This is a genomic window from Streptomyces sp. B21-083 (genome assembly GCF_036898825.1).
In the GTDB taxonomy this organism is placed as follows: domain Bacteria; phylum Actinomycetota; class Actinomycetes; order Streptomycetales; family Streptomycetaceae; genus Streptomyces.
The window spans coordinates 1804591-1827096 of sequence record NZ_JARUND010000002.1 but is presented as its reverse complement, the minus strand read 5'-3'; the positions used below and the strand labels follow the sequence as shown (position 1 = coordinate 1827096).

Genomic DNA, 22506 nt, shown 5'->3' with positions numbered 1-22506 from the left:
TATTGCCTGAGCTGCGCGGATTGTGGGCTTCCCAGGCATCGATCCGGATAATGATCGTCCTGTTGTCAGTGGGGGCCGGTAGTCTCGAAAGCACGATGACAGAGGATCTCTCACCGGCCGAGCGGTATGCGGCAGCACGCAAGCGCGCTGTCGAGCAGGCCACCGCGCTCGCGGCCTTCCGCGAGATGTACGAATTCGGTCTCGACCCCTTCCAGATCGAGGCCTGCCAGGCGCTCGAAGCGGGGAAGGGCGTGCTGGTGGCCGCCCCCACCGGTTCGGGCAAGACGATCGTCGGCGAGTTCGCCGTCCATCTCGCCCTTCTGCAGGGCAAGAAGTGCTTCTACACGACCCCCATCAAGGCCCTGTCGAACCAGAAGTACTCCGACCTGTGCCGCCGTTACGGCGCGGACAAGGTCGGCCTGCTCACCGGCGACAACAGCGTCAACTCCGATGCCCCGGTGGTCGTGATGACCACCGAGGTGCTGCGGAACATGCTGTACGCGGGCTCGCAGACCCTCCTGGGCCTCGGCTACGTGGTCATGGACGAGGTGCACTACCTCTCCGACCGCTTCCGGGGCGCCGTGTGGGAGGAAGTGATCATCCACCTCCCCGAGTCGGTCACCCTCGTCTCGCTGTCGGCGACCGTGTCCAACGCCGAGGAGTTCGGCGACTGGCTCGACACCGTGCGAGGCGACACCCAGGTGATCGTCTCCGAGCACCGGCCCGTGCCCCTCTTCCAGCACGTGCTCGCCGGACGCCGGATGTACGACCTCTTCGAGGAGGGCGAGGGCAGCAGGAAGGCCGTCAACCCCGACCTCACGCGGCTCGCGCGCATGGAGGCCCAGCGGCCCTCCTTCCAGGACCGCAAACGCGGGCGCGCCATGCGCGAGGCCGACCGTGAGCGCGAACGCAGATCCCGCTCGCGCGTGTGGACGCCCGGGCGCCCCGAAGTCATCGAACGGCTCGATTCCGAAGGCCTGTTGCCCGCCATCACGTTCATCTTCAGCCGCGCGGCCTGCGAGGCCGCCGTACAGCAGTGCCTGTACGCGGGCCTGCGGCTGAACGACGACGAGGCGCGGGAGCGGGTGCGCGCCCTCGTCGAGGAGCGCACCGCCTCCATCCCCGACGAGGACCTCCACGTCCTCGGGTACTACGAGTGGCTGGAAGGTCTGGAGCGCGGCATCGCCGCCCACCACGCGGGCATGCTGCCCACGTTCAAGGAGGTCGTCGAGGAGTTGTTCGTACGCGGCCTCGTGAAGGCCGTGTTCGCCACCGAGACCCTCGCGCTCGGCATCAACATGCCCGCCCGCTCGGTCGTGCTGGAGAAGCTCGTCAAGTGGAACGGCGAACAGCACGCCGACATCACCCCCGGCGAGTACACCCAGTTGACCGGCCGCGCCGGCCGTCGCGGCATCGACGTCGAGGGCCACGCCGTCGTGCTGTGGCAGCGCGGTATGAGCCCCGACCACCTGGCGGGACTGGCCGGCACCCGCACGTACCCGCTGCGCTCCAGCTTCAAGCCGTCGTACAACATGGCGGTCAACCTCGTGGAACAGTTCGGGCGGCACCGCTCGCGCGAGCTGCTGGAGACCTCGTTCGCACAGTTCCAGGCCGACAAGTCGGTCGTCGGGATCTCCCGGCAGGTGCAGCGCAACGAGGAGGGCCTGGACGGCTACAAGGAGTCCATGACCTGCCACCTGGGCGACTTCGAGGAGTATGCGGCACTGCGCCGCGAACTCAAGGACCGCGAGACCGACCTGGCCCGCCAGGGTGCCGCCCAGCGGCGCGCCGAGGCCGCCGTCGCGCTGGAGAAGCTCAAGCCCGGTGACATCATCCACGTCCCCACCGGCAAGTACGCGGGCCTCGCGCTCGTCCTGGACCCGGGGCTGCCCGCCGGCCGGTCCAACGGCCACCGTGGCTTCGAGCAGCACGACGGCCCGCGCCCGCTGGTGCTGACGGCCGAACGGCAGGTGAAGCGGCTGGCGTCCATGGACTTCCCCGTGCCCGTCGAGCCGTTGGAGCGGATGAGGGTCCCCAAGACCTTCAACCCGCGTTCCCCGCAGTCCCGCCGTGACCTCGCGTCCGCGCTGCGCAGCAAGGCCGGGCACATCCCGCCCGAGCGGGCCCGCAAGCAGCGGTCCCAGGCGGCCGACGACCGCGAGATCGCCCGGCTGCGCACCGCCATCCGCGCCCACGCCTGCCATGGCTGCAACGACCGCGAGGACCACGCCCGTTGGGCCGAGCGCTACCACCGGCTGCTGCGTGACACCTCGCAACTGGAACGGCGTATCGAGGGCCGCACCAACACCATCGCCCGGACGTTCGACCGTATCGTCGCCCTGCTCACCGAGCTGGACTATCTGCGCTCCGACGAGGTGACCGAGCACGGGAAGCGGCTCGCCCGGCTCTACGGCGAACTGGACCTGCTCGCCAGCGAATGCCTGCGCGCGGGCGTGTGGGAGGGGCTCTCACCCGCCGAACTCGCCGCTTGCGTCTCGGCGTTGGTCTACGAGTCGCGGGTCGCCGACGACGCCATGGCACCGAAGGTGCCGTCCGGCAAGGCCAAGGCCGCGCTCGGCGAGATGGTCCGCATCTGGGGCCGGCTCGACGCGCTGGAGGAGGAGTTCCGGATCACCCAGAGCGAGGGCGTCGGCCAGCGCGAGCCCGACCTCGGCTTCGCCTGGGCGGCCTACGAGTGGGCCTCCGGCAGGGGCCTCGACGAGGTCCTGCGTGAGGCGGAGATGCCGGCCGGCGACTTCGTCCGGTGGTGCAAGCAGGTCATCGACGTCCTCGGCCAGATCTCGGCCGCGGCGCCGGTCTCCGGCAGCGAGGGGTCGACGGTCGCGAAGAACGCGCGCAAGGCCGTGGAGGGGCTGCTGCGGGGGGTTGTGGCGTACTCGTCGGTGGGATAGCCACCGGCGGTCGGCCGTGTGGTGGTCCCCGGGGGGTGAGCCGGCTGGGTGGGTCGAGCCCTGCGTGCGGGGTATGCGCGGATGGTCCGTGGTTTTGCAGCGCCCGGCGGTGGTGTGGCCCGTGGTGGTCCGGCGGGTCGGGGTGAGGCTCGCTGGATGCGGTCGTGGAGTGCGGGCCGATATCGGCTGTGGCCCCACGGTGGTTGCCCGGCGGCGGCCCACACTCGGCGTCCCGCCCGGCTGCGGCCCGCACGTGGAGCGCGTGAGGTCGGTCTGCGCCCCTCCGGACGAGGCACAGCACAGCGCGGCGCGCGCGGGCCGGCGCGGGGCCGTGGCCGTCAGAGGCGACTGCCCAGGTACGCGCGCCAGCCGCCGTACGTGGTGATGTCCTCGGCGCCCGCGAGGGCGGCCGGTTCGCACAGGAAGCCGGATACGTGAGTGCCGTCGGCGAGTTGGACGCGGCCCAGGGCCATGGGGCGGGGGAGGGCGGCCAGGAAGTGGCCGAGACCTTCGGCGGGAAGTCGCCACACCTCGGTCTCGATGGCGGCTCCGTCGGTTTCCCCCTCGCCGACGTGGACGAGCCCCGGCTTCGGTGGGGTCGTGGAGAGGGCGTGCAGGCGGTAGACGGGGGCCGTTGTGGTCGTCCGCTCCAACCGGGCACCCAGGGCGAGGAGTTGACGGTTCAGCGGCTGGCCCGCGAGATGTGCGCCGACCACCGCGAGGCGGACCTCGGGCTGCACCAGACGGGCGATCGTGGCGAGCCGTTCGTCGGTGAACGCCGGGCCGATCAGCATCACGCCGAAGGGAAGACCGTCGACCTGGCCCGCGGGCACGGCGACCGAGGCCAGGTCGAAGAGGTTGGTGGAGTTGGTGAAACGGCCCAGGCGGGCGTTTGCGCCCAGCGGGTCGGCGGCGACCTCGGCGAGGGTGGGGTGACCGGGGGCCGTCGGCAACAACAGGGCGTCTGCGTCGCCCAGTTCGGCGAGCGCGCCGGCGCGCAGGGCGGCCAGCCGCTCCTGGTCGGCGTAGAGCTGGTGGGCGGGGATGTCGCGGGCACGGGTGACGATGCCGGCGACGGTGGGGTCCAGGGTCGCGCTCGCCTCACCTCCCTCGGCGAGCAACTTGTCGACAAAGGCGCCTACGGCCGTGTAGCGCTCCGCGACGAACGCGCCCTGGTACAGCATCGCGGCGGCCTCGGTGAACGGCGTGAGGTCGAGCGTGCGGACGGACACACCTGCGGCGCGAAGCTGCGTCACCGTGGCCTCGTACGCCTCCGCCCAGCCCGGGTCGAGCTCGCCGAGCTGGGCGAGCGGCGGGACGGCCACGCGCCAGGGGCCGGGGGCGCGTTGCGGGAGGGGCGGGAGTTCCCGGGCGGACGGGGACGCCATGTGCGCGAGTGCCTGCTCGGCCTCGGGGAGCGTACGGGCGAAGACGGTCACACAGTCGAGGGAGGCGCAGGCCGGGACGACGCCGATGGTGGGGACCAGGCCTCGGGTGGGCTTGAGGCCGACGATGCCGTTGAAGGCGGCGGGGACGCGGCCGGAGCCGGCGGTGTCGGTGCCGAGGGCGAAGTCGACGAGGCCCAGTGCCACGGCTGTCGCGGAGCCTGAGCTGGAGCCGCCGCTGATACGGGCGGGGTCGTGGGCGTTGCGGACGGCGCCGTATGGGGAGCGGGTGCCGACGAGGCCGGTGGCGAACTGGTCGAGGTTGGTGGTGCCGAGGAGGAGGGCGCCGGCGTTCCGCAGGCGGGCGACGACCGGGGCGTCGGCCTCGGGGTGGTAGGCGTAGGCCGGGCAGCCGGCGGTGGTGGGGAGGCCCTGGACGTCGATGTTGCCCTTGGCGGCGAAGAGTCTGCCGGCGAGGGGGAGGTGGTCGCCTGCGGCGAGGCGGGTGTCGATGGCGCGGGCCTCGGTCTCGACGTCGGCCTGGGGACGCAGGTCGATCCAGACCTCGGGGCGGTCCACGGCGTCGATGCGGGCGTAGGCCATACGGACTCGGGACAGGGTCGACATCGGTGCTCCTTGGGCTGGGGTGGTGCTGTCGGGTGCGGGGCGGTGGGCGAAGGGGTTTCGCCCCCGCCGCCCCTACCCGTCCCATCCCTGGGGGCTGAGCCCCCAGACCCCCCTTTCGGCCCTGAAGGGGCCTCGTCCTCAAACGCCGGACGGGCTGGATTGGTGCGGCGGGGGCGGAGTCCTGCTAGGGGGCCGGGGTCAGGACGATCAATGCCGTGCCCGCCTCCACCTGGGCGCCCGGTCTGGTCAGGATCTCGTGGACCACTCCTGTGATCGGGGCGTGTATCCGGGACTCCATCTTCATCGCCTCCAGGGCCAGGAGCGGCTGGCCCGCTGTCACCTCGTCGCCCGGAGACACGTTCAACTGCCATACCGACGCGGCGAACTCGGCCTCGATCAGGTGGCCGCCTGCCGGGATCGTCACCTCGGCGACAGGGGCGGGAGGTGCCGTGGCCGCCTCCGCGCGTGTGAACTCGCCCGCCGCCTCCCAGGCGTCCCGTTCCGTCGAGAAGGCCGCGCCCTGGCGGGAGCGGAACTCCGCTATCGACTCGGCGTTCTCCGTCAGGAACTCCTCGTATTCCGCGAGGGAGAAGACGCCCTCCTCGATGCGGGGGACGAAGCGGCCCGAGGTGATGTCGGCGCGCAGGTCGAGGAGTTCGTCCGGCTCGACGGCGTACCACTTGATGCGGTCGAAGAACCGCAGCAGCCACGGTGAGCCCGGCTCGAACGCGCCGCGCTGCTGCCAGCCCGACCACACCTGGGTCGTACGGCCGACGAACTGGTAGCCGCCGGGGCCCTCCATGCCGTAGACGCAGAGGTAGGCGCCGCCGATGCCCACCGAGTTCTCGGCCGTCCAGGTCCGGGCCGGGTTGTACTTCGTCGTCACCAGGCGGTGGCGGGGGTCGAGCGGGGTTGCCACCGGGGCGCCCAGGTAGACGTCGCCCAGGCCCAGTACGAGGTACTCCGCGTCGAAGACCGTGCGGTACACGTCGTCGACCGAGTCCAGACCGTTCACACGGCGGATGAACTCGATGTTCCACGGGCACCAGGGGGCGTCGTCGCGGACGCCCGCCATGTAGCGGGCGATCGCCTCGCGGGTCGCCGGGTCGTCCCAGGAGAGGGGGAGGTGGACCGTGCGGGAGGGGACCGTGAGGTGGTCCGCGGGGGGTAGGGACGTGGCTGTCCGCCGTATCGCGGCGAGGAGTTCGGGCTGGGGGAGTACGGCCGGGTCCGCCTGGATCTGGAGGGAGCGGATACCCGGTGTCAGGTCCCTCACCCCGGCCAGGTCCAGCTCCGTCACCGCCTCCATCAGGGCGTGGACACGCATCCGGAGCGCCAGGTCCAGTTGCATGGGCCCGAATTCGACGAGCAGATTGTCGTCGCCGCTGCGGCGGTACGTGATGTCGCCGTCCCGGGCCAGGACGCCCCCGTCCACAATCGCCGCTCGCTGTACGCCTGTTGTGTCCACCGGTGCGAAGCGGACCGTGTCGCCGGGGCGAAGCTGGCCCAGTTTCCAGCGTTCCGTGCTGAGGACGGTCGCCGGGCACACAAAGCCGCCGAGCGAGGGGCCGTCCGGGCCCAGCAGGACCGGCATGTCGCCGGTGTAGTCGACGGCGCCCACGGAGTACGGCGTGTCATGGATGTTGGACGGGTGCAGGCCCGCCTCACCCCCGTCGGTACGCGCCCAGCGGGGCTTGGGACCGACCAGCCGTACGCCCGTGCGGGCCGAGTTGAAGTGGACCTTCCAGTCGGCCGCGTAGAAGTCGTGGATGTCCTCCTCGGTGAAGAACTCCGGTGCCGCGTGCGGGCCTTCGACGGCGCCGAGGTGCCAGGGGGAGGCGAACTCGGGGCGGTCGGACTGGGGTACCGGAGTTCCTGACTCCGCCGCCGCACCGCCGTGCAGTACGTCGCCCGTGCGCAGCGCCCGTCCCCCGTGCCCGCCGAATTTGCCCAGGGTGAAGGTGGCCGCGCTGCCGAGGAAAGGCGGCACGTCCAGGCCGCCGCCGGCGAAGAGCACGTAGGTCCGCAGGCCCTGTTCCGTCGGGGCGCCGATCGCCAGTACGGCACCCGCCGGGACCGTGACCGGCTCCCACTGGGCGACCGGCGTGCCGTCCAGGGTGACCGGCGCCGGAGCCCCAGTCACACACACCGTCGTGGGATGGGTGAACCTCAACGACGGGCCCTGGAGGGTGCATTCGAGGCCAGGGGCGCCCTCGTCGTTGCCCAGGGCGCGGTTGCCGAGCCGGAACGAGCGGTCGTCCATCGGGCCGCACGGAGGCACGCCCACCTGCCAGTAGCCGGTGCGGCCCGGCCAGTCCTGGACCGTGGTGAGCGTCCCGCCGGAGACGACCTCGATGCGCGGAGTCGGATCGCTCACCTCGGCGAGGGTCGCCGTCGAGTGTGTCGCTGAGCGGAAGTCCTGGTTCGCGAGCGCCGCCCGTACCAGGCCGAGGTTCGTCTCGATGCCGTCGACCCGGGTACGGGCCAGCGCCTCGTCGAGCCGGCGCAGCGCGTGCTCCCGGTCGGCGCCGAACGCGATCACCTTCGCGAGCATCGGGTCGTACGACGTGGTCACCTCGGTGCCCGTCTCCACCCAGCCGTCGATCCGCACCCCGCCCGGGAACTCGACCCGGGTCAACAGGCCCGCGCTGGGCCGGTGTTCGCGCGAGGGGTCCTCGGCGTAGACACGGGCCTCGACGGCGTGACCGCGAGGGGTGCCCGGGTCGCGTACGACGTCCCGTTCACCCCGGGCCAGCCGCAGCATCCAGGCGACGAGGTCGACGCCGTAGATCTCCTCCGTCACCGGATGTTCCACCTGGAGGCGGGTGTTGACCTCCAGGAAGTAGGCCTCCTCGCGGGCCGCGTCGTACACGAACTCCACTGTTCCGGCGGAGCGGTAGCCGACTGATGCACACAAGTCGCGTGCAGCGGAGGCCAGTTGGGCGCGCACGAGCGCGGGGATCCCGGGGGCCGGAGCCTCTTCCACCACCTTCTGGTTGCGGCGCTGGAGCGAGCAGTCGCGGTCGCCGAAGGTGACGACCCGGCCCTCGCCGTCGCCGAAGACCTGCACCTCGACATGGCGGGCGTGTTCGACGAGCCGTTCCAGGAAGACGCCGGCCGAGGAGAAGGAGGCGGCGGCGACGCGCTGCACCCGCTCCCAGGCGTCGGCGAGTTCGGCGGCCGAGGCACAGGCCGACATGCCGATGCCACCGCCCCCGCCGGTCGCCTTGAGCATCACGGGATAGCCGATGGCCGCGGCTCGCGCGTACGCCTCGTCGAGGGAGGCCAGCAGTCCGGTGCCGGGTGCGAGGGGCACGCCGGCCGCCTCCGCCGCCGCCCGGGCCGTGTGCTTCGCGCCGAACAGTTCCAACTGGCCGGGCGTCGGCCCCACGAACACGATCCCGGCGTCCTCGCAGCGGCGCGCGAAGTCGGCGTCCTCGGAGAGGAAGCCGTACCCGGGATGGATCGCTCCCGCGCCCGTCACCTTGGCCGCCGCCAGCACCAGGTCGGCGTCGAGATACGACTCCTTCGCGGGCGCCGGACCGAGCCGCACCGCTTCGTCGGCGAGCCGGACGTGCGGGGCGGAGCGGTCGGCGTCGGAGTAGACCGCGACCGTGCGCAGGCCCAGCTCCCGTGCCGTACGGATGATGCGCACGGCGATCTCGCCCCGGTTGGCGACCAGCAGCGTGTCGAAGGTCATGCCGTGCCCGCCTCGGTGATGGTCATCTCCACCTCGGTCGGGTCGAAGCCGTTGCAGGGGTTGTTGATCTGGGGGCAGTTGGAGACGAGGACCAGGACATCGCGCTCGGCTCGGAGCGTGAGCGAGAGCCCCGGCGCCGAGAGACCGTCGACGATGCCCAGCGTGCCGTCCTTCTCCACCGGCACGTTCATGTACCAGTTGATGTTGGAGACCAAGTCCCTTTTGCCCAGGCCGTGTTTGACGCCCTCGGCGAGGAAGTTGTCCACGCACGCGTGCTGCGACCAGGTGTGATGGCCGTACCGCAGGGTGTTCGACTCCTTGGAGCAGGCACCGCCGACCGTGTCGTGGCGGCCCACGTCGTCGGCGGCCACGGTCATCAGGGCCGTGTGCTCGTTCGACATGAGGACACTGCCGGTGGTGAGGAAGACACCGCCCTGGGCGTGGATCGTGTCGGGCGCGCTGTAGCGCACGGATGTGTCGTGGGCGTCGTACACGAGAAAGTCGACGGCCTGGTTGCCGTGCAGGTCGGTGATGGTCAGCGTCCCACCGGCGCGGACGACGGACGACCAGGCGGCGCGGGCGGGAACGATGGCTTTGCGGACGGTCGGCGTGGTCATACGAGCCCCCTCGCGGCAAGGAATTCGGCGGTGTTGAGGAACGCGCGGCGGCCCTCGGGAGTGGCCTCCCACAGGGGGTCGCCGGGGTGGGTCGCCTCGGCGCGCCAGGCCAGCACCTCCAGCGGGGTGCTCACGTAGTCGTCGCGCGGGTCGGCGGGGTGCGGGACGTTCGCGATCAGCACCGTGACGTCCTGCTCGGCGCGCAGCGTCACACTGCCGCCCGGTCCGGCCGAGCCGGTGAAGTCGAGGGAGCCGTCCTCGCGTACCTCCACGCCCTGGAAGAACGAGAGTGAGGGCGGCAGATCGCGCGGCTGGAGGCCGTTCTTGGCCGCGGCCAGCTTGAACAGCTCACGGCCGGCGGGGGAGGGCGACTGCGGGGTGCCGTCGCCGTACCGGTTCGTGTTGCGCACGAGGGTCGAGGTGCCGCACAGCGCGTCGTGGCGCCCGGAGGTGTCGGCGACCAGCGAGGCGAGGACACGGCCCTGGTCGGAGAGCAGCAACTGCCCCTCTCCGAGGTACGCGTTCCACTGGACCTTGACCGTGTCGGCGACGTTCAGCCGCTCCCAGGGCCGGTCCGCGACGAAGAGCAGTAGATGGGCGCAGGCGTCCCCGCGCAGGTCGGTCAGGCGCAGCTCGGTGCCGCGGGCCAGGACCCGGTGCGTGTAGTTGCCGCCCGCCACTGTCTCGGCCCACACCAGATGGCCCGCCGCGCAGGGCGGTGCGGGCCAGTCGGCGGCCGGGACGACGGGCATGGCCTCCGCCTGGGCGCCCTCCTGGGCGCGGGCGTGATCGCGGGCTCCGTACGTGGTCGATGTCCCCATCGAGGGTCCTCCGGCTCCGAAGTCGTACTGCTTCTATTGGTGCTCGTGCTGTCTGTCCTGCTGTCCTGCCCATTGAATTTCTGTCGCCCGACAGAAATTAGGCGGGCGCCGAGACGCCGGCGTTGCCCGTGTGTTGCCGCCTGGTTACCGATCGCTCACGGAGATCATCCGGCCGGGCTGTGTGCGAGGATCGAACGCATGGGAACGACGGGCGGGCCGGGCGGACGGCGGGTCGGCAGGCCGCGGGCCGCGCAGCGGCCGGACAGCGGGCTCGCCCCGCGTGCGGAACTCCTCACCGCGGCCGCCGAGTTGTTCACCACCCGCGGCTACGCGGCCACCACCACCCGGACCATTGCCGAGCGGGCGGGGATGCGTCAGGCGTCCATGTACCACTACGTCTCCGGCAAGGAGGAGCTGCTCGCCGAGCTCCTGGAGTCCACCGTCACGCCCTCGTTGACGTACGCCCGCGGGCTGCTGGCCGACGACGCCGCCCCGGCCGAGGGCCGGTTGTGGAAGCTGTGCCGCACCGACGTCGAGCTGCTCTGCGGCGGCCCGTACAACCTCGGGGGTCTCTACCTCCTCCCCGAGGTGCGTGCCGAACGCTTCGCCGGTTTCCACGCCGTACGGGCCGAACTCAAGGACGCCTACCGGCAGTTGCTCGCCGCGACGGCCACCGGGGGAGTGCTCGCCAAGGGTGAGCTGGAACTGCGGACGGATCTGCTCTTCGGGCTGATCGAGGGCGTCATCCTCGTGCACCGCTCCGGCCCCGAGCGCCCGGTCGCCGTCTTCGCGGAAGCCGCGGCGGACGCGGCACTGCGCATCGCCGGTATCTGAGGGCAGGGGCGGGCCCGGGCCCTTCCGGAGGCCCGCGTTCACCCGTCACGGTGAGTGCCCTTCGTACGCCCGTGCGTCGTTACGCAATGTGTTTGATTGCATCCGCAGCGTGCAAATGGGCCGAGGGTACTCCACTCGCAAGGGGCATTTCAGGGGCTTGCCGAATATGACACGGCGTTGATCCGGTCGGACTAAGCTCGCCCGCAGCGCACCGAGTTGGGATGTATTCGTGCGCTTGTTCCCAAAAATACCGAAGATCCAGACAGTTCCCAGACGTACCCCACAGCAAGCTCCCCCAACCCAGCCGATTTGTCTCAGAGGGCATACATGGTGAGTGTTCAATCGCCTCCCGGTGGCCGTGAACTTCCCTACGCGCGCGTGCTGTTGCTGCCTGCCATAGCAATGGCCGGCGCGACCGGAGCCGCCGCCGCCCTGGTGACCGGGCCGGTCCGCGCCGCCGTCGGCTGGTGCGGAGCCATCGCCACGGTCCTGGTCGTCGCGGTCGCCGCCGAAGTGGTCCGCCGTGGCCGTACCGTCCGTGGTCTGCGGGCCGAGCACGCCCGTCACACCGCGTATCTGGAGCGGCGCATCGCCGCCCACGACGAGGAGTTCCTCCGGTTCGGCACAGAAGTCCTGCCGTACGGGCTCCATCTGCTGCGCGTCGCCGGTTCACCCTCAGGGGTGATTCGCGAACTGCGTGGACCGGACTCCCCGTACCGCGAACTCCCGGTTCCGCAGCGCAAACTGCTGGAGCGGGTCCTGGAGATCATCGACCGCGAGGAGTCCATGCGGGACGGCGCGCAGCGCGCGTTCGTCAGCATCGCCCGGCGCGTTCAGGCGATCGTCCACCAGCAGGCCAACGAACTCCGGGAGATGGAGGAGGACCACGGCCGCAACCCCGAGGTCTTCGACGACCTCCTGCGCATCGACCACGGCACCGCGCTGATCGGCCGCCTCGCCGACTCCATCTCCGTGCTCGGCGGCGGCCGGCCCGGGCGCCAGTGGCCCCAGCCCGTCGCGCTGTACAGCGTGCTGCGCGGCGCGATGTCCCGGATCCTGGAGTACCGGCGTATCGACCTGAGTTCCATCGCGAAGGTCAACGTCGACGGCAACTCCGTCGAACCGCTCATCCACGCCGCGGCCGAACTCCTCGACAACGCCACGCGCTACTCGCCGCCCCACACCAAGGTGCATGTCACCGCGACCGAGGTGCAGACCGGCATCGCCATCGAGATCGAGGACGCCGGCGTCAGCCTCAGCGAGGAGTCCCGCAAGCGCGCCGAGGTCATGATCGCCCGCGCCCAGGCCGGTTTCGACCTCAACGACCTCGGAGAGTCCCCGCGCCTCGGCCTGGCGGTCGTAGGGCGCCTCTGCGAGTCGTACAAGATGCAGATCTCGCTCAGGCAGTCCGCGTACGGCGGTGTCCGCGCCGTACTGGTCGTGCCGTCCGACATGCTCACCGGCGACCCCGCGCCCGGACTCGCCCACGGCATCGGCGCCACCGCCGCGCCCAAGATCGAACTCGGTGCGCTGGAAGGCCCCAAGCGCCCGCCCAAGAAGCGCCGCCCCACGACGGGCCCGCGGATCCCGGCGTCGGTCTCCATGGAGGACGACGTCCCGGAGGTCACCGAGTGGACCGAGAACGGTCTGCCGCAGCGCCGCAGCCGGGTCAAGACCCCGCTGAGCGAGCGGTACGCCCGGTCCAGGGCGTCCGAGGCCGCGTTGGAGGCCGACCCCGAGCTCCGCAAACTGTGGGAGCCCAAGTCGCAGAAGAAGAAAAAGGACGACGAACCCCTGCCCGGCCTGTGGGTCGAGGCGTTCATGGAGGGCCTCAAGGGCGACCCGGACCCCACGGCCTTCACCAGGAACCCCGACGACCCGAAGATGTTCTCCGGCCACCCGGACGACGCGGTCGACTTCACCGCGTTCCCGGCCGCCGACCCCACGGCCCTCGGCCGTCACCCGGACGACCAAGCGGCCTTCGGCGGCCACCGGGAAGACCCGACCGCCGCGAGTGCGACCAACCAGCAGCCGGCCCACGCTGAGGCCGACGACGAGGGGGACCTCAAGTGATCTCGCAGCGAGCCAACTTCGACTGGATGCTCAAGGAGCTCGCCGACGGCGTACCCGGCATCCAGCAGATCGTGGTGCTCTCCGCCGACGGCCTGCGCATCGCGCGCTACGGCGGCGACCCCGACGCCGCCGACCGTGTCGCCGCCGCCTGTGCGGGGCTGCAGAGCCTCGCCGGCGCCGTCGCGCACGAGATCCCGGACAGCGACGGCACGATGCGCATGGTCATCATCGAGGTCACCGGCGGCTACTTCTACCTGATGGCCGCCGGCCCCAACGCCTATCTCGCGGTCCTCGCCAACGTGGTCGCCGAACCCGGCAACATGAGCAACCACATGCGCGACCTCGTCGTCCGCATCGGCGCCCACCTCACCAGTCCGCCCCGGCGGAACGGGCAGACCGTATGACTCCTCCGCAGCGCCGACGGCGCTACCCCGTCAAGCAGGAACCTCCGCCCGAGCTGCTTCAGCAGAGCACGGTCGCCGCGGAGGGCGCAGCAGGCCAAGAGGGCGCGGCGGGCAAGGAAGGGGAGCCCAAGGAAGGGGAGCGCAAGAACCCCGAACGGCTCTATGTGCTCACCGGCGCGGCCCAGGGCGGCGAGCGAGCCTCCCTCGACCTCGTCACGTTAATCGTGGCGTGCGCCGAGCCCCCGCCCGCCGCTCCGCCGGAGCAGTCGGCGCTGCTCCGCCTCTGCAAGGACCCTCTGTCCGTGGCCGAGCTCTCGGCATACCTCAACCTGCCGTTCAGCGTGGTGACCGTCCTGCTCACCGAGCTGCTGACGGCCGAACTGGTCCAGGCGCGCTACCCGCTCATCCGCGAGTCGCTCGCCGACCGTTCCCTCCTCGAAGCGGTGATGCATGGACTTCAAAAGCTCTGACACCATCCCGGGCCCACGGACCGAGGACCGCCTGCCGTCGAGCACCCAGGCCGCGGTGAAGATCGTGATCGTGGGCGGATTCGGCGTCGGCAAGACGACCATGGTCGGCTCGGTGAGCGAGATCAGGCCGCTGACCACCGAAGAGACCATGACGCAGGCCGGCATCGGCGTCGACGACAACTACGGCTCCGATTCCAAGACGGCCACCACCGTGGCCATGGACTTCGGCCGCATCAGCATCACCGACCAACTGGTCCTTTACCTGTTCGGCACCCCGGGCCAGGAACGCTTCTGGTTCCTGTGGAACGGCCTGTTCGAAGGCGCCCTCGGCGCGGTCGTCCTGATCGACACCCGGCGCCTGGAAGTGAGCTTCGACGTCATAGGGCGACTGGAGGAACGGGGCGTGCCCTTCGTCATCGCCGTCAACTCCTTCCCGGACGCGCCCCGTTACCCGGTCGAGGACCTGCGCTCGGCCCTCGACCTGGCCCCGGAGATCCCCATCGTGGAGTGCGACGCACGCAGGCGGGCCTCCAGCCGGGACACGCTCATGACGCTGATGCGCTTTCTGCACTCGCTGGAGATGACGAAGGCGTCCGTCTGAGCGCGGCCACCGGCAACCCAGCACACCATCAACTCTTCTGACACCGGATCCACTTCATTTCGGAGCGATCACAGTGACGCCTGACCCCCACTCCCTGACCGGCACGGCCGACACCGACCTCAGCCCACCCCCCGGCTGCCCCGCCCACGGCATGGGCACCGGCCCCGGCGGCCTGCGCCGGCTGTACGGCCCCGAGGCCGAGGACCTGGGAGCCGTGTACGAGAAACTCCGCGCCGAACACGGCGCGGTGGCCCCCGCGCTGCTCCATGACGACGTGCCGATCTGGGTGGTGCTGGGGCATGGCGAGAACATGCACATGGTGCGCAGCCCGTCGCAGTACTGCAAGGACAGCCGTCTGTGGACGCCCATGCGGGACGGGACGGTCAAGCCCGACCACCCGCTCATGCCGCACTTCGCACGGCAGCCCATCTGCAGCCACACCGAGGGCGACGAGCACCTGCGGCTGCGCGGCGCGGTCACCGGCGCCATGTCGACCATCGACAACCGAGGCATCCGCCGCTACATCAACCGCGCGACCCAGCACCTCGTCAACAAGTTCTGTACGGAGGGCAGCGCCGACCTGGTCAGCCAGTTCGCCGAGCATCTGCCGATGGCAGTGATGTGCGAGATCCTCGGCATGCCCGAGGAGTACGGCGACCGGATCGTGCAGGCCGCCCGCGACATGCTCAAGGGCACCGAGACCGCGATCGCAAGCAACCAGTACGTCATGGACGCCCTGATGCGGCTCACCGCCCGCCGCCGGGCCGAGCCCGAGGACGACTTCACCAGCCACCTCATCAACCACCCGGCGGGCCTCGACGACGAGGAGATCGGCCAGCACCTGCGCGTCGTCCTGATCGTCGCGTACGAGAGCACCGCCAACCTGCTCGCCAATGTACTGCGGCAAGTGCTCACCAACCCCGGGTTCCGTGCCCGGCTCAACGGCGGCCAGATGACGGTGCCCGAAGCGGTCGAACAGTCCCTGTGGGACGAGCCGCCGTTCAGCACGGTCTTCGCCTACATCGCCAAGCAGGAGACCGAGCTGGGCGGCCAGCGCATCCGCAAGGGTGACGGACTGCTCCTGGGCATCGCACCGGGCAACGTCGACCCGCGGGTCCGCCCCGATCTCGAAGCCAACATGCAGGGCAACCGCTCCCACCTCGCGTTCAGCGGCGGCCCGCACGAGTGCCCGGGCCAGGACATCGGCCGCGCCATCGCCGACGTCGGCGTCGACGCGCTGCTGACCCGCGTTCCCGACATCCAACTCGCCTGTGATGAGGATGAGTTGCGCTGGCGGTCGTCCGTCGCGAATCGCCACCTGGTGGAACTGCCGGTGAAGTTCGCGCCGAGGTCCCCGCAGGAGGTCATGGAGAACCCCGGCGTCAGGCCGGTGCCGTCACAGCGCCCGGACAACTGGCAGGTCGGCACGGAGCAGCCGCAGCACACGGCGTCGGGGCCTGGGGTCCCGGCCGGCGAGCCCGAGTCGACGTCGGCACCCGAACCGGCGCGCCGACCGGGCGTGTTCCGGCGTCTGCTGCGTTGGTGGCGCGGCGACTGAGCCGACCGGGCACCGGGGCTATCCGGCCCACTCGTGGTACGACGACCAGGCCCGCAGCACCCGTGGGCTGACGAACCGGTGCTCGCGGCCCGTGACCGGATCGGTGAACTCAAGGACCCGCGCCAGTAGTTGGAGCGGACGGCGGAAGTCACCTGCCGCCACAGGGCCGGTGACTTCCGGATAGAGGGGATCGCCGAGGATCGGCACCCCCAACGCGCTCATGTGCACCCTTAGTTGGTGCGTCTGCCCGGTACGTGGCATCAGCCGGTACCGGGCACGCCCGTACCCGTGCTCCAGCAACTCGATCCGGCTGACGGCATTGGGCTCGCCCTCGACCTCGCGGGCCGCCATGACCCCGCGCTCCTTGACGATCCGGCTGTGTACGGTGCGGGGCAGGGCCAGCGCGGGATCGTACGGCGCCACGGACTCGTACTCCTTCGTCACCCGCTTGTCCCGGAACAGCGACTGATACGCGCCGCGTTCCTCGGGTCGCACGGTGAACAGCACCACCCCGGCCGTCAGCCGGTCCAGTCGGTGTGCCGCGCCGAGAGTCGGGATGCCCAGCTGCCTTCGCAGCCGGGCCAGGGCCGTCTCGGCGACATGGCTGCCGCGCGGGATGGTGGCCAGAAAATGAGGCTTGTCGGCCACCACCACGTGATCGTCCCGGTACAGGACGTCGACCGGGAAGGGCACCTGTTCCTCATCGGGCAGCTCCCGGTGGAACCAGACGAACATCCCCGGCACATACGCCATGTCCCGCGGCACCGGACGCCCGGCGATGTCCACGATCAGGCCCGCGTCGAGCATTTCGTCGATGACGCCGGCCCCTGCCGCGAGCCGAGCATCGAGATGATCTCGTACGGTCGGCCACGTATCCCCGGCCGGCAGGCGAACGCGCACCGGATCCACTCCGTCGCGCTGCGGCAGGGGAGAGGGCGGGGGCGGGGTGCGGCGTCTCATCACGGTCAAGCATATGAGAAGCGCGGTCTGCCGGGCTCACTCTCTGGCGCCCGGCCGGTGTCGCGCCGCAGGTCAGAGAGCTGCTGGCTGGTCTCCTCCGGGCATCTACGCAACAGCTGTGGCTGAGTGGTGTCGGTCTCCGCAGTGGGGACAGACACCTGCGGCGGACGAGTAGTGCTTGTCGTCCTTGACGCGGTCGTGGGTGGGACCGTCAGGTCCTGTCTTGGGGGTCGGGCGTCCCGCGCGATTGTTGTGTCGTCCTGTGAGGGTGTGCCATTCGAGATTCCCCCGCATCCAGTGCCGCAGTCCGGCGAGATAGCGGGTGAGTTCGGGCGAGGCGTCGCGCGCGACATCGGGTTCCAGACGCAGATAGGCACGCATGAGGTTGTCGTGCAGTTCGCCCGTCGCGCACATGCTCCGTTCGAGAGACCACCCGTGGCGTGCGGAGAGCACTGTGGGCAAGCTGTGGCTGCCGATGTCGGCACTTTCCTTGGCGACCGAATACAAGTCGTTCACCAGCATGATCATCAATGAGGCGGCGAGCGACAGAGATCGGACACCAGGCTCTTCCCAGTCGCGGGCGGGCAGTTCGTAGCCCCCGGCGACATCGATCAGTACCAGGCATGCCATGGCCCCGTTGTACTTGCGATGAGCCAAGTATTCCGCGGGATCGGGAACGTGCCTGGCGATACGCCACGAGTTTTCCGCCGCCATCGCCAAGAACGTAGCGGTTGTCTCGTGGCGCAGACGGCCTACTTGCGTCGGCGTGCCCAAGCGTGTGATGTGTTCCGCTGTCTCGCGGAGGGCATGCGCCACTGGGTCACTGCCGACAAAGCCCTCGATCGAGGGGCAGTCGGGCAGCCGGGCGCCGTTCTCCAGCGCGGTCAACGCCCCCGCGAGCCGTGAGGCACTCATGGCGAGGCGGACGCCTTCTATGCCCTCGTCGCAGTAGTGGTCGTCCGCGGCGAACAGGGCGGTCATGTTGCGGGCCACGAGCATCAGGTGATCGTGGTCGACCGCGTCAGGGTGTGTGAGCGCGGCGAAAGTGCCGAAGCGGTATCCGTTCAGCTCGGCGCGTTGCCCCGGGAAGAGATCAAGGCTCAGCGCCCAAGCGACTATGTCCTCGTCCGCCCTGCGAGCCGCTGGCTCGTTGTACGTGACCGGAAAGGGGCACAACACACTCGGCACTGACCAAATCCGCGTGGAGGTGTCGCTATTCATGCGTCTTATGATGCGGCGCGCGAGCGCTTTGGGGAATGGCTGGTTCTGGCCACACTGACAACGGTTCCCAAGCCCTTTCCCCTCACAGCAGCACCGGCCGCCCCTGTCGCATCGGATTCCGTGCCGGATTGAGGCAGGGTGGCCGGTCTTGAGCGGGTCTGCAGTTTCGACGATGTGGCGGGCCCGATATCGGATCGACTGTGAGGTCATGCCACCGCACGGGCCATCATCGGCCACCTGGAATGCGCCCGTAGATATTATCTGACTGAAACTGGACGTCGGCCCGAGCCAGGTCGCCGTGGCCGGCTGCCGCACCCTCGGGTACTCGGCCGCGGCGAATCACTGTCTGTGCGGCGGCGACCGTCGTGCGGCGGATCAAGTCCTCTCGGCAGACCGCACCCGCCGCGCACGCACAAGCCGGTACAAACCGCCGCCCCCCACGGTGACCACAAGGAACAGCACGGTGAACCACTGGAAGTACCAGTGTCCGCCCGCCGGGTCGTACACCGCCGCGCGGGGCCAGGCCAGGTTGACGGTCATGAAGAGGCCGTAGAGGAGGGCGAGGGCGTTCACCGGGATGCCCCAGCGGCCCAGGGAGAAGAGGGGCTTGCCGGTCTCGTCGGTGCCGTCGGCGGTGAAGGTGCCCTTCAGGCGCTGGGCGAGGAGGGGGCCGGTGACCATCGCGTACGCCAGGTACAGCATCACGATGCAGGTGGTGCCGATGGCCAGGAAGGCCTCCGGGGAGGCGAAGTTGAGGAGGAGCAGGGTCGCCGCCAGAACGCCGACGACCAGGGCGGGGGCGTTCGGCATGCCCGTGCGCGGGTTGACCTTCGCGAGGCGGGCCGAGAACGGCAGTTGGCCGTCGCGGGCCATCGAGAACAGCATCCGGCAGGCCGCCGTCTGGATCGCGAGCGTCGCCACCGCGATGGCCACCACCACGTCGACCAGCAGGGCGCGGCCCACCCCGTCGCCGAGGCTGCTCGTCAGGACGTAGCTCAGGCCCTCGACGCCGAGCCGGCCGTCGGTGAGGCTCGGCGCGGCGAGCAGGCCGGCGAGGATGATCAGCCCGCCCAGCAGGCCGGCCGAGGCGAGCGCGGTGAGGATCGTACGGGGTGCGGTGCGCCGGGGATGGTGTGTCTCCTCGCTCATCTCGCCCGCGCTGTCGAACCCGATCATCACGTACGCCGCCGTGAACGAACCCACCAGCAGCGCCCCGGTCAGGCCGGACTGCAGTGCCGTACCCGTGTGGAAGGTGATGCCGGGGGTGCGCTCGGAGTGGGTGAACAGGAGCACGATGATCAGGAAGGCGCCGATGATCTCGGCGGTCACACCGACCCGGTTGATCAGGGACATCACACGGTTGTCCAGGACGTTCACCAAGGTGGTGAGGGCCAGCAGGAGCACGCCGAGAATCGCCGCGTTGGCCGCGCCGCTCGCCGAGGTCGGGGCCGGGTCGTCGCCGACCAGCTGGAAGCCTGACCAGATGGCCGGCATGACGACCTGGAGCGCGAGCGCCGCCGCCGCGACCACCACGATCTGCCCGATCACCATGATCCAGCCGGCGAACCAGCCGAAGGTGAGGTTCGAGAGCCGCGACGACCACTGGTAGATCGCACCCGAGATCGGATACCGCGCGGCCAGTTCCGCGAAGCACGCGGCGACCAGCAACTGGCCGATCAGTACGGCGGGCCAGGCCCAGAAGAAGACGGGGCCGCCGAACGCGTATCCGAAGGCGAAGAACTGGAAGACCGTCGTCAGGACGGAGATGAAGGAGAACCCGGCGGCGAACGAGGCGTACCGGCCGAGGCTGCGGTGCAGTTCCTGGGGGTAGCCGAACTCGGCCAGGGAGCGGTCGACGGACTGATCCGGCGGATCGGGGCGTACGTCGGGGGAAGCGGTCGTGGTCACGGCGGGACCTGCCTTCGGCGCGTAATTCCTGTCGGGTGACAGAAATTAGGGAGGCGCTGTTTCGCAGGGATGTCGTGGCCGTGTCGGGGCGGGACCCAAGTCCTCACGTACCGGCGGCAGCCGGACGACGTGAGGCGGCTCGGCGGACCGACGCCGGCTCGGCGGTCCTTCCCGCCGGTGGCTTCGAGGTGCGGGGCGGGGAGGCGTGGTGGATTTCCACGCCGCCAACTGGGGAGTGGGGGAGGGGAGTTCGGGGGTGGCCGACAGCTTGCGCCGGGTGTTCGCTCATCTGGCCCGGAGCTCTTCGGACATCCGGCCCGGAGCTGTTCGACCATCCGGGGCCGGGGATGGTCGAACAGCTCCGGGCCGGGGAAAAGCGCTGAGTCGGGGCGCCGAGAGTCAGGAGGCCGTCGGGGCGGCGGCCTCCTGCTCCGCCTCCACCCGTGCGTTCCAGTCCCGCTTGGTCGCCTGCCAGCCGTCCTCGTTGTGGCCGAGGCGCCAGTAGCCGGAGATCGAGAGATCCTCGCGCGGGATCTCGTGCTCCACCCGCAGCAGTCGGCGCAGGTCCTTCACGAAGGACGCCTCGCCGTGCACGAACGCCTGCACCCGGCCCGCGGGGAACTCCAGGCCGCTCACGGCTTCGACGAGGGCCTGGCCGAGGGGGCGTTCGCCGCGGTGCAGCCAGCGGACCTCCACGTCGGAGTCGATCTTCTGCTCCTCCTCGGGGCCGGCGACCTCCACGAAGGCGTAGGCCTTCGCGCCGTCGGGCAGCGCCTCCAGGGCGCAGGCGATCGCCGGCAGCGCGCTCTCGTCGCCGACGAGCAGATGCCAGTCGGCGTCGGGGTCGGGGGCGTACGCCCCGCCGGGGCCGCCGAAGAGGACCGTCTCGCCCGGCTGTACGCGCATCGCCCAGGGGCCGGCGAGACCCTCGTCGCCGTGCAGGACGAAGTCGAGGGTCAGCTCGCGCAGTTCGGGGTCCCAGGCGCGCACCGTGTAGGTGCGGGTCACGGGCCACTGGTCGCGCGGGAACTCTTCGCGGACGCGCTGCATGTCGAAGGGCTCCGGGTAGGTGACGCCCTCGGCCGGGAACTGCAGCTTCACGTAGTGGTCGGTGCGTGTGCCGGCGGTGAACTCGGCGAGGCCGTCGCCGCCCAGAACCACGCGCTGCATGTGCGGCGTCAGTCGCTCGGTGCGGACGACCTGCGCGGAGTGGGCCTTCGGAGCCCTGCGTTCCGGGCGCTCTGCCATGACGGCCTCCCTGTTCCCTTGCTTAGGGTTACCTAAGTTAGCATCACTCCCTGATGTAACCCTGTTGCCCGAGGCGCTTTGTTTCGTAACGATGCCTTAAAGCAAGAGCGGCATTCTCTGCAGGGGGGACGCTATTTCCCCGGGCGGAAGTGTTGTGCCAGGTGGTGGGGTCTCCTACATCGTGCATCTCCCGGGATCGGTGGTGCCTCACCTTCCGAGTGTCGTGAGCAATCTCTCCAGCGAACCCCCAAGTCCCCAGCGGGCAGCGAGCGCGTCGAGCGTCGCGGGGTCGCGAGGGGCACGCGGCACCGCCGTGTTGACATCCGGCAGCGGCACGTCGCCGGCCACCAGGACGACCTTGGGCGCGACCGCCACGTACGGCCGCGACTCGTCGAGCCGCTTGCGCTGCGACGGTGTCAGCTTCGCCTTCGGGTCGTCGACCGCGGCCATGATCCCGGCCACGTCGCCGAACTCGGCCAGCAGCTTCGCGGCCGTCTTCTCGCCGATGCCCGGCACGCCCGGCAGGCCGTCGCTCGGGTCGCCGCGCAGCAGCGCCAGATCCGCGTACCCCTTCCCGTCCACCCCATACCTCTCGCGCAGCCAGGCCTCGTCGGTCAGTTGCAGGGTGCCCACGCCCTTGAGCGGGTACAGGACGCGCACCCCGCGCGCGTCGTCGACCAGCTGGTACAGGTCCCGGTCGCCGGTGACGATGTCGACGGGGCCCACCGCGCGCGCGGTGAAGGTGCCGATCACATCGTCCGCCTCGTAGCCCGCGACGCCCACGCGCGCGATGCCGACCGCGTCCAGCACCGCTTCGATGACCGGTACCTGTGGCGACAGGGTGTCCGGCACCTCCTCCTCGTCCGGCCCCGCCTCGCGCTCCTCGGCGACGCGGTGGGCCTTGTACGAGGGGATCAGGTCGACCCGCCACTGTGGACGCCAGTCCGCGTCCATGCACGCCACCAAGTGGTCCGGCTCATGGTCCTTGACCAGCCGGTCGATGAATTCGAGCAGCCCGCGCACGGCGTTCACCGGCGTGCCGTCCGGAGCCTTCACGGACTCCGGGACGCCGAAGTAGGCGCGGAAATAGAGCGAGGCGGTGTCGAGAAGCATCAGTCGTCCGGTCACGCCTCGCATCATGCCGTACGCCACTGACAGTCACCCCGC

16 protein-coding genes are annotated in these 22506 nt (G+C 70.4%); 7 read left to right on the top strand and 9 right to left on the bottom strand.

All coding sequences use genetic code 11. From position 1 onward, the window contains the following. Nucleotides 1–50 precede the first annotated feature (50 nt). Nucleotides 51–2912, top strand: coding sequence for a DEAD/DEAH box helicase (locus QA861_RS32285; RefSeq protein ID WP_334592178.1), 2862 nt, complete (start codon nt 51–53; stop codon nt 2910–2912). Between the two features lie 338 nt (nt 2913–3250). On the opposite strand, the gene atzF is transcribed toward QA861_RS32285, so the two are convergent. The 4 genes from atzF to QA861_RS32265 all read right to left on the bottom strand — a co-directional run bounded on the left by atzF (nt 3251) and on the right by QA861_RS32265 (nt 10062). Continuing rightward, a complete protein-coding gene (gene atzF, locus QA861_RS32280; protein ID WP_334592177.1) occupies nt 3251–4924 on the bottom strand; it encodes an allophanate hydrolase in 1674 nt (557 codons plus the stop codon). Between the two features lie 184 nt (nt 4925–5108). Then, nucleotides 5109–8624, bottom strand: coding sequence for a 5-oxoprolinase/urea amidolyase family protein (locus tag QA861_RS32275; protein ID WP_334592176.1), 3516 nt, complete (start codon nt 8622–8624; stop codon nt 5109–5111). Continuing rightward, the gene (locus tag QA861_RS32270; protein WP_334592175.1) at nt 8621–9241 is read right to left on the bottom strand and encodes an urea amidolyase associated protein UAAP2; all 621 of its coding nucleotides are present in this window, start codon (nt 9239–9241) and stop codon (nt 8621–8623) included. The genes QA861_RS32275 and QA861_RS32270 overlap by 4 nt, the downstream gene beginning before the upstream one ends. Then, on the bottom strand, nt 9238–10062 hold the full coding sequence (locus QA861_RS32265; protein ID WP_334592174.1) for an urea amidolyase associated protein UAAP1: 825 nt from the start codon (nt 10060–10062) through the stop codon (nt 9238–9240). The genes QA861_RS32270 and QA861_RS32265 overlap by 4 nt, the downstream gene beginning before the upstream one ends. Before the next feature lie 198 nt (nt 10063–10260). Between QA861_RS32265 and QA861_RS32260 the strand changes: the two genes are divergently transcribed. From QA861_RS32260 to QA861_RS32235, 6 genes are all read left to right on the top strand, one after another. Then, entirely contained in the window at nt 10261–10896 is a 636-nt protein-coding gene (locus QA861_RS32260) for a TetR/AcrR family transcriptional regulator (RefSeq protein ID WP_334592173.1), read from the top strand. A gap of 327 nt (nt 10897–11223) precedes the next feature. Then, nucleotides 11224–12969 (top strand): sensor histidine kinase, encoded by a 1746-nt coding sequence (locus QA861_RS32255; protein WP_334592172.1) that lies wholly within the window; start codon nt 11224–11226, stop codon nt 12967–12969. After that, nucleotides 12966–13373, top strand: coding sequence for a roadblock/LC7 domain-containing protein (locus QA861_RS32250; protein WP_319094099.1), 408 nt, complete (start codon nt 12966–12968; stop codon nt 13371–13373). The genes QA861_RS32255 and QA861_RS32250 overlap by 4 nt, the downstream gene beginning before the upstream one ends. Then, nucleotides 13370–13843, top strand: coding sequence for a DUF742 domain-containing protein (locus QA861_RS32245; protein ID WP_334592171.1), 474 nt, complete (start codon nt 13370–13372; stop codon nt 13841–13843). Before QA861_RS32250 ends, QA861_RS32245 begins: the two co-directional genes overlap by 4 nt. Then, nucleotides 13824–14444, top strand: a complete 621-nt coding sequence (locus tag QA861_RS32240; RefSeq protein WP_006380993.1) for a GTP-binding protein — start codon at nt 13824–13826, stop codon at nt 14442–14444. Before QA861_RS32245 ends, QA861_RS32240 begins: the two co-directional genes overlap by 20 nt. 73 nt (nt 14445–14517) lie before the next feature. After that, nucleotides 14518–16002: a cytochrome P450 gene (locus QA861_RS32235; protein WP_334592170.1), complete on the top strand. Its 1485-nt coding sequence runs from the start codon at nt 14518–14520 to the stop codon at nt 16000–16002. Nucleotides 16003–16020: 18 nt separating this feature from the next. Here the strand turns inward: QA861_RS32235 and QA861_RS32230 are convergent, their stop codons facing one another. The 5 genes from QA861_RS32230 to QA861_RS32210 form a co-directional block, all read right to left on the bottom strand. Then, nucleotides 16021–16962: an RluA family pseudouridine synthase gene (locus tag QA861_RS32230; RefSeq protein ID WP_334592169.1), complete on the bottom strand. Its 942-nt coding sequence runs from the start codon at nt 16960–16962 to the stop codon at nt 16021–16023. A 105-nt stretch (nt 16963–17067) separates the two neighbouring features. Beyond that, nucleotides 17068–18183: a terpene synthase family protein gene (locus QA861_RS32225; protein WP_334592168.1), complete on the bottom strand. Its 1116-nt coding sequence runs from the start codon at nt 18181–18183 to the stop codon at nt 17068–17070. A gap of 375 nt (nt 18184–18558) precedes the next feature. Continuing rightward, nucleotides 18559–20091 carry an amino acid permease gene (locus QA861_RS32220; RefSeq protein ID WP_334592167.1) on the bottom strand — a complete coding sequence of 511 codons (1533 nt, stop codon included), beginning with the start codon at nt 20089–20091 and terminating at the stop codon, nt 18559–18561. A gap of 399 nt (nt 20092–20490) precedes the next feature. Then, nucleotides 20491–21339 (bottom strand): siderophore-interacting protein, encoded by an 849-nt coding sequence (locus tag QA861_RS32215; protein WP_334592166.1) that lies wholly within the window; start codon nt 21337–21339, stop codon nt 20491–20493. 207 nt (nt 21340–21546) lie between these two features. Then, nucleotides 21547–22476, bottom strand: a complete 930-nt coding sequence (locus tag QA861_RS32210; RefSeq protein ID WP_334594920.1) for a 5'-3' exonuclease — start codon at nt 22474–22476, stop codon at nt 21547–21549. Between the last annotated feature and the right edge of the window lie 30 nt (nt 22477–22506).

What these genes read in the sequence shown, in the direction of transcription:
- QA861_RS32240 (WP_006380993.1), top strand. Translation starts at nt 13,824, where the DNA reads ATGGACTTCAAAAGCTCTGACACCATCCCGGGCCCACGGACCGAGGAC.
- QA861_RS32275 (WP_334592176.1), bottom strand. Translation starts at nt 8,624, where the DNA reads ATGACCTTCGACACGCTGCTGGTCGCCAACCGGGGCGAGATCGCCGTG.
- QA861_RS32260 (WP_334592173.1), top strand. Translation starts at nt 10,261, where the DNA reads ATGGGAACGACGGGCGGGCCGGGCGGACGGCGGGTCGGCAGGCCGCGG.
- QA861_RS32225 (WP_334592168.1), bottom strand. Translation starts at nt 18,183, where the DNA reads ATGAATAGCGACACCTCCACGCGGATTTGGTCAGTGCCGAGTGTGTTG.
- QA861_RS32255 (WP_334592172.1), top strand. Translation starts at nt 11,224, where the DNA reads ATGGTGAGTGTTCAATCGCCTCCCGGTGGCCGTGAACTTCCCTACGCG.
- QA861_RS32245 (WP_334592171.1), top strand. Translation starts at nt 13,370, where the DNA reads ATGACTCCTCCGCAGCGCCGACGGCGCTACCCCGTCAAGCAGGAACCT.
- QA861_RS32230 (WP_334592169.1), bottom strand. Translation starts at nt 16,962, where the DNA reads ATGAGACGCCGCACCCCGCCCCCGCCCTCTCCCCTGCCGCAGCGCGAC.
- QA861_RS32210 (WP_334594920.1), bottom strand. Translation starts at nt 22,476, where the DNA reads ATGCGAGGCGTGACCGGACGACTGATGCTTCTCGACACCGCCTCGCTC.
- QA861_RS32215 (WP_334592166.1), bottom strand. Translation starts at nt 21,339, where the DNA reads ATGGCAGAGCGCCCGGAACGCAGGGCTCCGAAGGCCCACTCCGCGCAG.
- QA861_RS32270 (WP_334592175.1), bottom strand. Translation starts at nt 9,241, where the DNA reads ATGACCACGCCGACCGTCCGCAAAGCCATCGTTCCCGCCCGCGCCGCC.
- QA861_RS32285 (WP_334592178.1), top strand. Translation starts at nt 51, where the DNA reads ATGATCGTCCTGTTGTCAGTGGGGGCCGGTAGTCTCGAAAGCACGATG.
- QA861_RS32265 (WP_334592174.1), bottom strand. Translation starts at nt 10,062, where the DNA reads ATGGGGACATCGACCACGTACGGAGCCCGCGATCACGCCCGCGCCCAG.
- atzF (WP_334592177.1), bottom strand. Translation starts at nt 4,924, where the DNA reads ATGTCGACCCTGTCCCGAGTCCGTATGGCCTACGCCCGCATCGACGCC.